Origin of the sequence: Streptomyces spiralis (genome assembly GCF_014654675.1) — a bacterium.
In the GTDB taxonomy this organism is placed as follows: domain Bacteria; phylum Actinomycetota; class Actinomycetes; order Streptomycetales; family Streptomycetaceae; genus Streptomyces; species Streptomyces spiralis.
Genome location: NZ_BNBC01000099.1, coordinates 1 through 9,983, shown reverse-complemented (window position 1 = coordinate 9,983; position 9,983 = coordinate 1). Strand labels below are relative to the sequence as shown.

Genomic DNA, 9,983 nt, shown 5'->3' with positions numbered 1-9,983 from the left:
GCACCAGCCACTACAAACGACGCGGACACAGCCCCTGAACTGGCCATCATTCAGGGCAAGCACCGTTGCAGTACTAGCGTCCCGGCGGGCGGACCGGCGTCGGCCGGCTCGTCGCCGCCGGCGGTGTGGATGCAGTCACGTTTTTGCCCGAGCGGTCCATAACGTGGTTCTTTACCGTACAGTCCATAAGTGGCCCGGGGCTGTCCGCTCCGGGCTGTAACACTGCAGCGACACATGGTGCACGATCTTTGGCGTTTGCACCGGACAGGGATAAGCGATCATGGGACAGCTTGACGGGAAGACGGCAGTCGTCACCGGAGGCAACAGCGGAATCGGACTGGCCACAGCCAAGCGATTCGCGCGTGAGGGCGCGCACGTGTTCATCACCGGCCGTCGGCAGGAGGCTCTCGACGCCGCGCTGGCCGAGATCGGCGGGGAAGCCACCGCCGTCCGGGGCGACGTCGCGAACCTCGCGGACATCGACCGCCTCTACGCGGCTGTCGCCGAGCGGGGCCGGTCCATCGACGTACTGTTCGCCAACGCGGGCGGCGGTGAGTTCGCCGCGCTTGAGCAGGTCACCGAGGAGCACTTCGACGCCACCTTCAACATCAACGTGCGAGGCATGCTCTTCACCGTTCAGAAGGCAATTCCGCTGCTCAACGACAGCGCCTCGGTGATCCTGACCGGATCGACTGCTGCCACCTCAGGTGGCGCCGCCTTCGGCGTGTACGCCGCGTCCAAGGCCGCGGTCCGCTCCTTCTCCCGCACCTGGGCCAACGAACTCAGCGGCCGCGCAATCCGAGTGAACACCCTGGTGCCCGGCCCGATCGTCACCCCGGGCATCACCGGCCTGGCCGCAGACGCCGACCAGGCCGCGAAGATGAGGGACGCCTTCGCCAGCCAGATACCGCTGGGCCGGATGGGGCACCCGGACGAGGCCGCAGCCGCCGCACTGTTCCTCGCCAGCAATGAGAGCAGCTTCGTCACCGGATCCGAGCTGTTCGTCGATGGCGGACTCAACCAGATCTGAGCGCCGCAAGACGATGCGCTTGCCCGTCCCAGCGAAGATGAGAGTGTGACCGCGTCGCGGTCACACCGGTAGTCACACCGAACCTTCGGGCGAGCGCAGCCCCGCCGGTGTGCGGGCACACGGCGACCCCCGGAATCGGCTGAGGGCGTGGAGTCGGACGCCGTACACACAGATGATCAGCAGAGCACCGTCGCCCGGCAATTTTGGCCAGCGGCGGCGCCGACGACCGTGCGTGCCGCCGCAGCCACCGAGTTCATACAGCCGTCGGAAGCGCCAGAAGACATGGGGCCTCTCCGGCAGGGCATCTCAGGGCACGAAATACCTCGAGTCCCTCCGTCGCTGCGGCCATAGGAAAGACGTGTGCTTCTGGGTGCCGGCACCGGCGTAAGCGGGGCCCGGCCGTGAACGGCCGAGCCCCACTCCTTTGGTCCGTGCGAGTCAGATCACCACCGCTGACCTCGTCCGCGGCCGCCACCCGCGCGCGACACAGCACCAGGACGGCGGGCGCCACCAGCCAAGGGGTCTTGACGATGAAACGCACCGAACGAGGCGCGTGCGACAGCTGAACGAGCAGCTGGGGAGACATGGTTGTCGACCTCGTGTGCCATCACTTGGTCCAGTGTGGCTCCTTCGGTCCATGGCCCGGCTGAGAGGACCACGGGATGCCGAACTGCTCAACCGGATCTGCACAAGGACAAGGGGCGGCGACGGCGGGTTTGAGCCGGACGCCGGCCTGCCCTCCGCGACCACCCGCGCCAGCATGCAGCACGACATCTGTTGACCTCCTCCCCCGCCTAAAGGCGGGGGATTCCAGCGGTCGCCCGCTGGGGTTCCTGCTTCACCGACGACCACCCCGTCCGGGAGGACTCCCGTTGAGGTCTTACACCGTCTCCACAGGCAGACACCGCCAGCCCGGCGGCCAGCATGTTGCGTGCCGCGTTCACGTCGCGGTCATCACCCCTCGACCAACAACGCTCGCGGCGAACTGGCCCGCATGTATGAGCGGGTGGGGCGCCATGCCGAATCGCTTGCCCTGTACGAACAGGTCCTCGCCCATGAGACGCGTACCGGCCAAGACATCGGGCTGTGGTGGGGCCGCCACCGAGCCCGCGCGCTCATCAGCGCCGGCCACACCGACGAAGGCATCGCCGAGCTCACCCGCCTCCTCCGGCGTGCCGAACCCGAATTCGGTCGCGACCATCCTGAGATCCTGTGCGTTCGCATGTTCCTGGCCCGCGCCCACACGGCGGCCGGACACCACACCACTGCCCTCGCCCTCTTCACCGCTTGCGTCCAGGACCGGCAGCACGTCCTGGGCCCCGACCACTTCGCGACGCTAAACGCCCGCCGCAACCTCGGCCTGGCGCTCCTGGCCGCCGGCAGACGATCCCGCGCGATCACCTGCCTCAACGCGGTTCTCACCGACTACGAACGCGTACTCGGTCCCCACCACCCGTACACCACGGGAGCCCGCGCCAACCTAGCCACCGCACAAGTCACCCCTCACACCCGGCTGCTCCGACGCCCCACCACGCCCACCCACCTCTGACATGTGCGCGAGCAGCAGTTGCCATCGGCCGGCGCACGCGGCGAACGATCTGCACAGCGTCATGGCGCCCAGTCCAGACCCGCTTCCGCGCGTGCAGGCCCATGGTTGTGCACGCGGTCATGACAAGACAGGCTCCGTGCACGCCAAGGTCTGCCATCGTGGCGAGGAAGGCAACGCGCAGCCGGTTGTACCAGGCATCCAGGTAGCGGCCGTTGTCGTAGCGCACCCACGCCTCGATCGGCGTGACGCCGCAGCCGAGCTTCCGTACAGCAACAGTCCCACCGAGGGCGTCAGCACCAAGACCAAGCGCATCGCGCGCCAGATACACGAACGAGCAGGCTTCACCCTTCTTCGCCGCATCCTCCTCGGATAGCAGCACGCTCCATCACCACCGAATGAGCCATTCCCAGTAAGCGATCACGCCTGTGTGTTAGTGGCGGTGCCCCACAAGCGGCCACTTGACGAGAAGTCAGCTGACCTTGGTTGGTGTCGCTGCGTTGCTGCGCTCGTGCTCGTGGGAGCGGGTTCGACGCCAGTACGAGCGGGCGGCCAGAGCCAGTGCGACGCCGTGCACGGCGAACGCGGCAACGCCGATCCAGGCGACCAGCAGCGCATCACTGGAGGAGGGGAAGTCGCCGCGCCTCATATTCACGACGCCGGCTGAAGCCAGAGCGCAATACGCGCTCCCAAGCACCCCGTACGGCACCAGGGATGCGGCACCGATCACTGCCGGGGTCAACGGGAGCCAGCGGGGGACGCGTCGACCGCGCAGCCCGAGTGTCCAGCGGGGGAAGACCTGGCCCCAGGGGCGGACCAGCCCCCACAGCAAGAAGACTCCGAGCGTGGCCAGCAGCACGGTGGCATCCATGCCCCAGGATTCCAGAGTGAGCCAGATCCCGGATGCACCGTTGCGCTGGGATACCGCGAGCATCTCCTCGCCACTCACGCCGGCGAAGGTGCCGCCGAGGGCCCAGATGAGCTTCATCACCGCGTAGGGGAGGAAGGCCGCCGTTCCGGCGCAGGCGGCGAGCTGCACCTGCTTGGAGGCCGCGGTAGGGGCTGGTGCCTCGGATACGGCAGGAAGGTGGCGGACGGATCGGGCGGTGGCCGCCAGCAGCAGGGCTCCAGCCGCGGCCAGTACGTGATTCGCTGCAGCGGCCGCGCTGTCCACCCCTTGCCCGAACGCCAGCGTGATGACATCCATCAGCAGGCCGAACGCGGCGATCCCGGCCAGAGCGCAGACCATCCACAACAGCACCCGTAAGACCGGGCGCGGTCCGTGGCGCACCACTGCCGTGCCAACGGCCGCCGCCAGCGCCCCCACTGCCGTGACCGCCCAGCCCAGCGCCACCGGACCGGGACGGGGGCCGGCGTACAGCAGGGGGGTACTACTCAGCGTGCAGGCCAGGCCGAAGCCGGCATACCCGACCGCCCATATCACCGTTGCCCGGCCCACCCACAACGGCCACTGCCGCCACCACGTGCGCCAACGCGCCCCGACTGCGGCTGTCATACCAGTCATGGACTGAACATCCCATCGATATCAACGGCGGGACATCAGCTTCGGGTGCGACCTGCGTCCCTCCACCGAAGGAGCGGCTGATACAACTCTGGGATGAGATCGCGCGAGTAGCGCCGCAACTGGCCATACGCAGGGCATTCAAGTTGGCCGCTGTCAGCGTGTGATCGTTCAGATGGTGCGGTCGTATTCGAGCTGGGGCAGGACGAGAGCTGCGGCGGCGATCTGGGAGAAGAAGGCACCCCCTGCTTCACCGCAGTAGGACGTCGATGTCATGGTCTGGGACGATCTCAACGTTCACCTCAACCGCCGCTTACACGCACGGCTCCCGGCGGGGACTACGCCAGGTCCAGTACCGACCCGACCTCATCGACGGATGCCTTGCCGGCACTGGACTCACACCTGACGACACCACGCCTACAACGTCAGTAGTGGGCACGGACAGCGAAGATCCCCCTGGGGTCTGACCCACGGGGATCACGTGGAACGGGTGAACGGAATCAAACCGGCGCGACCATTCGTGCACTGCGTGTTCAGAAGCCACCGTTGAGGTCGTACCAGTTCTGGTGCAGCAGCCGGTACTTGGCGAGGGAGCCCGTGCCGTTGCCCGCGTACAGCCGCAGTTGGTTCGCCGTCGGTCCGGCGTCGGGGTTCTCGTACCCGTCCTGAGTGGCGGCTACCAGGTCGAGCCACCCGTCGCCGTCGACGTCACCGACGCTGAGGAAGGCCGACATCTGGCCCCAGCCGCCGCTGCCGATGAGGTTCCGGGTGCCGAAGGTGCCTCGTCCCGTGCCTGGGTACAGCCACAGCTTGCCCGAGGTGTCACGAGCGATCAGGTCGCCGTGGCCGTCACCGTTGAGGTCGCCCGGTGCGGTCAGCGCGGTCATGGAGTTCCAGCCGCCGCCCAGGGACTTCCGGGAGCCGAAGGTACCGTGTCCGGTGCCCGGGTAGAACCACAGCGTGCCGGAGGAGTCGTGGGCCAGTAGATCGCCGCGGCCGTCGCTGTTGATGTCACCGGTGGCGGTGATGGTGGCCATCGACTTCCAGCCGCCCCCGATGCTCCTGCGCGTACCGAACTTGCCGTCACCGTAGCCCGGGTACAGCCACAGGGTGCCGGAGGAGTCGCGGGCGATCAGGTCTTCGACACCATCGCCGGTGAGGTCGCCGTGCCGGGTGAGGGCGGTCATGGAGTTCCAGCCGCCGCCGATCAGCGTGCCGTCCCCGGTGCCGGAGACGAACCAGAGCCGGCCGCTGCGATCCCGAGACAGCAGGTCCGCGCGGCCGTCACGGTTCAGGTCGCCGAACCCGGCGGCCTTCGGGGCGGGCTCCGCGTACCACTCGGAGTACGGAGTAGCGTCGCAGTCCCGAATGTTGGGGACGAACTTGATGGAGCTGATCGTCCTGTCCAGGTCCAAGGAATAGCCGGTCGCGCCCTGGCCCGGCTCGTCACCGAAGAAGGTGCCGCCGCCGCCGTAGTTCTGGTCGGTGTAAAGGCAGGAAACGCTGGAAGTGCGGTTCCAGAAGGAGCGGATTCTGTTGTCCCACGAGCCCATCGTGGGCATGTCCGCGCGGGTCTTCATCATGGAGCCGGTCTCGTTCGTACCGCTCCATCCGCACAGGTAGCCGGACGGGCAGGAGCTCGCCGACGTGGTGGCTGCCTGCGCGGGTACGGCGAGTGTCGCCGAGGCCAGCGCCAGGCTTCCTGCGGTCACCGCCAGCCGTCTGAGGCGTCTTTTCACCTTGGTCCCTTCAGAGTTCGGTTGCAACAGGATGAGCGCACTGTATGCCTGGCGGTGTCCTGCACCGTGAGCGCGGTCCGGTTCCAGCCGAGCCACAACGAACCGGGGTCGACCCGTGATCGATTGCGGTCATGACGGCCGATGATCCCCACTACAACGCTTCCGCCGGAGGCCCCACCGGTCAGCGTCTCCGTGATTTCCGCGGCGCACACCGGGGCGGCGGCCAGGCACCCAGCCGCGAACTCGACGATCACCGGGGCGAAAGCCACTCCCGGTGAGCTCGCTGCGAAGAGGTGCCGGGCGTGGTGCCACCTCACCCCCGGCCCGAATGTGATCACACGATGGGGTTGTGGCCCGGTTCCGCAAAGAAGAGGCTGGTGAGCCGACGCGGACGGAAGGGGGCGTGCCAGTCGCCGGTGCTCGGGTAGAAGTAGGTGTCGCTTCCGGGGCCGTACCGGAACAGGTCGGGGCCGTCCGTCCCGGTTGCCGTCTCTCAGGCCTGCACAATCCGGTCCCAGCGGCGCACGTTCGAAGCGCGCAAGACCACGATGCGCCAGCGGGGTCGGTCGACCTGGGACTGGTTGAGAGGAGGATCTCCACCCGGGTGCCGCGCCCTTCCTGCTTGAGGCGGGCCAGCAGGTAGCGGGCGGCGTTCTCCCGCCGCACCGTGCGGTGGGCCTGCTCGATCCGCTCCAGGTTCGCCCTCGATGGCGACCGCCTGCTCTCCAGCCACGCTTTCAGCGTGCGGTCGGTGAACGGCCAGGCCGGCCGCGCAGGGCCGCACGCCGGAGGCATTGAGCGGCACGCAGCCCGGGCGACACGCCGGACATGGCGGACTCAGCAGTGGCGGAGTTCCTCATCGTGCGAGCAGAACCGTGGCCGCGGCCCGCGCGTCCTCGCCTTCATCGGGATCAACAACGACCTCTATTCTCAACGGCGTTACGCCGATCAACCGAGCGGCAAGAGGCAGGGGAGCCATACCAGCATGAGCGGTACGAACGGGGACGGGCGCGCCGAGCGAGAGACCCGGCGGGAGGACCGCTTCGGCTGGGGCATCGAACCGCTCACCGCCTTGGACCCGGCGCGGATCGGGCCGTACCTGCTGCTCGGGCGGCTCGGCGCCGGTGGCATGGGGAGGGTGTTCCTCGCACGGTCCGACGGCGGGCGCACCGTCGTCGTGAAGGTGGTGCACGAGGAGCATGTGTCGGACGCGCGGTTCCGGGCGCGGTTCAGGCGGGAGATCGAGGCCGCGAGCCGGGTCGCCGAGCGGTATACGGCTCCCGTGCTCGACGCCGGGCCCGACGAGGAGCCGCCGTGGGTCGCCACCGGGTATGTGCCGGGTCTCTCGCTGGAGCAGGTTGTGCGGGGGTACGGCCCGTTGCCCGCCGAGTCCGTGCACACCCTCGCCGACGGGTTGCTGCGCGCCCTGGGGGACATCCATGACGCGGGGATCGTGCACCGCGACCTGAAACCGTCGAACGTCATGCTGACCGTGGACGGGGTCAAGGTCATCGACTTCGGGATCGCGCGGGCCCTGGAGACCTCCGTCGAGTCGCTTCTGACCAGTACGGGGATGGTCATCGGCTCGCCCGGCTTCATGTCGCCGGAGCAGGTGAGGGGGAAGAGCGCCGGGCCCGAAAGCGATGTGTTCACCCTCGGGTGTGTGCTCACGTACGCGGCGACGGGGCGGCTGCCTTTCGGGCACGGGGCCAGCAACCAGCACGCGGTCATGTACCAGATCGTGCAGGACGAGCCGGATCTGGAGGGCCTCGAGGACCCCGCTCTGCGGGCGCTCATCACACGGTGTCTGACCAAGCACCCCGGGCAACGGCCCGATGTGGACGAGCTGTTGGCCGACCCGGAGCGGGCCCGACCGTCGGCCGCCGGCAAGGCCTGGCTGCCCGCAGACGTCCTCACGCGCATCGCGCAGCAGGCCGCCGAGCTGCTCGACGCCGAGGTGCGGCCGCTGCGCGAGAAGTCCGTGGATCGGGCTACCGCCAACCTGCGCCCGCGGTCCGAGCCGCCCGCGGTCGTCGCGCCGGGCAGCGGCAGCACCGAGCCGAAAAAGCGTGAACGCCGCCCACGCCGCCGCGCCTTCATCGCCCTGCCCGTGGTCGTGGTCCTCGCCGTCGGTGGAACCACGATGGTCGTGCTCCAGCCCTGGAACAGCGATCGGGACGGAGCCCACGCCCAGTCGCCGGGCAGCAGCGTGAGCCCCACGCCGGATGGCAGTAACTCGCCTGTGACGCCCAGCGGTTCTCCCTCCAAGTCGTCCAACGGGAAGGACAGGAAGGAAAAGCAATCTACCGATGACGGCAAGGACACCACGAACGACGACAAGGCGCAGGGAGGCAGCGGGAGCGCAGGGGAGGCCGGAAGGGACACCTCCGGCCGTGGCTCGTCCGACAACTCCTCGGACACGACCGCAGGAAGCTCGTCCGGCTCCGGCGACTCGTCCTCGGGTTCCTCCGGCTCCTCAGGCTCCTCAGGCTCCTCGGGTTCGTCCGCCGGCTCCCCGCCGCCCGACCTGAAGAGCTACAAACTCGAGTACACGCACTCCTGCTTCGGAGCGTGCGACATGCCGATCAAGGCGAGCTGGACGGCGATCTCCCGCGCGACCCGCTACGACATCCACTACACCAACAAGGGCAGCAACTACACCGCGAAGAACGTCGACACGGTCTACTCCACCAGCAACACCAGCTACACGATCAACGGCCCGTACTCGGGCGACGAGATCTGCATCACCGTGCGCGCGGCCAACAAGTACGGCGCTTCCGCCTGGGCGAAGACCTGGTGCGACACAGTGCCCTACTAGGAACGGCCCGTCTGGTCGGTGCAGGACACCGCCTGGGCCGAAGGCCTGGCCATGGCCCATTCCTACGCGACCGCGCACAGCGGGATGCTCCTGCCGCCGGCCTCCGCGGTCTGGGAGGGCTACCCCATTGGGACCTGGAGCGGCTCAAGGTTGGCCAGAGCGAGCGTCCGTCTGCCGACGCCACGTCCACGGTCGCCGGTACCGATCCGCAGTTGGAATGGCCGCCGCGGTGGTGCCTGCGGTCAGGCAGGCTGAGCAGTGTGGCAGCTGCACCGGCGGAGCCAGGCGTTTACGGATCGACGCCATGCCGGTGATCCTTTCGGGTGAGGGGGCGAACGCCCCCTCCCGGCTTTGCCGTCGTCGGCCATACCGTGCAGAGTCCGCCTGGAAGGCCATCGTGCAGAAAACGGCCTCGGGCATCCGGTCGGCTTCGTCGACCACAACGATGCACGGTACGGCGGTCAGTGCGCGGCCACGGACCAGCGCGAGGGGGCCGGCCCAGCAGGAGACGAGCAGCACGCCGCCGATGAGCAGCACGAGGTGCGACGGTCAGGGCCTGGTCAACGAGCCGGCCGCCGCAGCGCGCGGCAGTGCCATCGGTGGTGTGCGTGCGGGGTCCAGCGTTCGGCGATGAAGGCGAGCGGGTTGCGCACGACGAGGATTCCGCGTCGCCGCAGGTAGCGGCGGTTTCTGCGGGCAGTGTAGGCCTTGTCGACCAAGACATGGTCGGGCCGGGTGCGGGGTCGTCCGACGCCGGTGCGGGGCACGGAAACCCGGCCCAGGACGTGCTCAAGCTGGGGGCCGTCACCGTAGTGTCCTGGTGTCAGGAGGAAGGCGAGGGGCCGGCATCGTCCGTCGGCGGCGAGGTGGATTTTGGTGGTGTAGCCGCCGCGGGAGCGTCCCAGGCACTCGCCGACCTGACCACCTCCTCCACTTGGACGACCAGCTTTCGAAGCACCGGATCGACCTGGTTCGTCCCCCGGCCGACCCCCTTTTTTGAGGGGCCCCGGCCGGGGGTGCTTTCCTCGCGTCGGCGGCATGCTGATGGGCCCGCACCGCAGTTGAGTCCACCGACACGTCCCAGTCGATCCGGCCCGCGGCATCCTCGGCGGCCTGGACCTTCGACAGCAGCATCGCCCACGTTCCATCCGCTGACCAGCGACGATGCCGTGTGTAAACCGTCTCCCACGGCCCATACAGTCAGGCTGGACCCAACACCCCACTCACGTCAGGGAGATCCGAGAAACAGCGCCTAGTGACCTGAGTCAGAGATTCTTCGGCAGTAGGCGGCCACCTTGTCGAGGATCTCGTCGGCGGTCTTGGTCCAG

Annotated in this window: 7 protein-coding genes and 3 pseudogenes; 3 read left to right on the top strand and 7 right to left on the bottom strand. The window is 68.3% G+C overall.

Going from position 1 to position 9,983, the window contains the following annotated elements:
* Positions 1-280: 280 nt before the first annotated feature.
* Positions 281-1,030, top strand: a complete 750-nt coding sequence (locus IE318_RS43605; RefSeq protein ID WP_189908370.1) for a glucose 1-dehydrogenase — start codon at positions 281-283, stop codon at positions 1,028-1,030.
* 794 nt (positions 1,031-1,824) lie between these two features.
* Here IE318_RS43605 and IE318_RS45995 read toward each other — a convergent pair.
* A pseudogene (locus IE318_RS45995) lies at positions 1,825-1,983 on the bottom strand (RNA-guided endonuclease TnpB family protein); the annotation flags it as partial.
* 41 nt (positions 1,984-2,024) lie between these two features.
* On the opposite strand from IE318_RS45995, the gene IE318_RS46815 reads away from it, so the two are divergent.
* Positions 2,025-2,579, top strand: coding sequence for a tetratricopeptide repeat protein (locus IE318_RS46815; RefSeq protein WP_373311449.1), 555 nt, complete (start codon positions 2,025-2,027; stop codon positions 2,577-2,579).
* Here IE318_RS46815 and IE318_RS43590 read toward each other — a convergent pair.
* The 4 genes and pseudogenes from IE318_RS43590 to IE318_RS45985 all read right to left on the bottom strand — a co-directional run.
* Entirely contained in the window at positions 2,527-2,958 is a 432-nt protein-coding gene (locus IE318_RS43590) for a hypothetical protein (RefSeq protein ID WP_189908372.1), read from the bottom strand. The two genes, IE318_RS46815 and IE318_RS43590, sit on opposite strands and share 53 nt — an antisense overlap.
* Before the next feature lie 90 nt (positions 2,959-3,048).
* A complete protein-coding gene (locus tag IE318_RS43585; protein WP_229904202.1) occupies positions 3,049-4,092 on the bottom strand; it encodes a hypothetical protein in 1,044 nt (347 codons plus the stop codon).
* A 539-nt stretch (positions 4,093-4,631) separates the two neighbouring features.
* Complete coding sequence (locus IE318_RS43580; RefSeq protein ID WP_229904201.1) at positions 4,632-5,810, bottom strand: FG-GAP-like repeat-containing protein; 1,179 nt, start codon at positions 5,808-5,810, stop codon at positions 4,632-4,634.
* A 523-nt stretch (positions 5,811-6,333) separates the two neighbouring features.
* Positions 6,334-6,590: pseudogene (locus IE318_RS45985) on the bottom strand (transcriptional regulator); the annotation flags it as partial.
* Between the two features lie 232 nt (positions 6,591-6,822).
* Here IE318_RS45985 and IE318_RS43575 point away from each other — a divergent pair.
* Positions 6,823-8,655: a serine/threonine protein kinase gene (locus tag IE318_RS43575; RefSeq protein ID WP_189908368.1), complete on the top strand. Its 1,833-nt coding sequence runs from the start codon at positions 6,823-6,825 to the stop codon at positions 8,653-8,655.
* Between the two features lie 144 nt (positions 8,656-8,799).
* On the opposite strand, the gene IE318_RS43570 is transcribed toward IE318_RS43575, so the two are convergent.
* Together IE318_RS43570 and IE318_RS46810 are read right to left on the bottom strand one after the other, a co-directional pair.
* A complete protein-coding gene (locus tag IE318_RS43570; protein WP_189908367.1) occupies positions 8,800-9,192 on the bottom strand; it encodes a hypothetical protein in 393 nt (130 codons plus the stop codon).
* A 122-nt stretch (positions 9,193-9,314) separates the two neighbouring features.
* Positions 9,315-9,852: pseudogene (locus IE318_RS46810) on the bottom strand (IS5 family transposase); the annotation flags it as partial.
* Between the last annotated feature and the right edge of the window lie 131 nt (positions 9,853-9,983).

Coding starts and splice junctions, on each gene's coding strand:
- IE318_RS46815 (WP_373311449.1), top strand. CDS start 2,025: ATGTATGAGCGGGTGGGGCGCCATGCCGAATCGCTTGCCCTGTACGAA.
- IE318_RS43605 (WP_189908370.1), top strand. CDS start 281: ATGGGACAGCTTGACGGGAAGACGGCAGTCGTCACCGGAGGCAACAGC.
- IE318_RS43585 (WP_229904202.1), bottom strand. CDS start 4,092: ATGACAGCCGCAGTCGGGGCGCGTTGGCGCACGTGGTGGCGGCAGTGG.
- IE318_RS43575 (WP_189908368.1), top strand. CDS start 6,823: ATGAGCGGTACGAACGGGGACGGGCGCGCCGAGCGAGAGACCCGGCGG.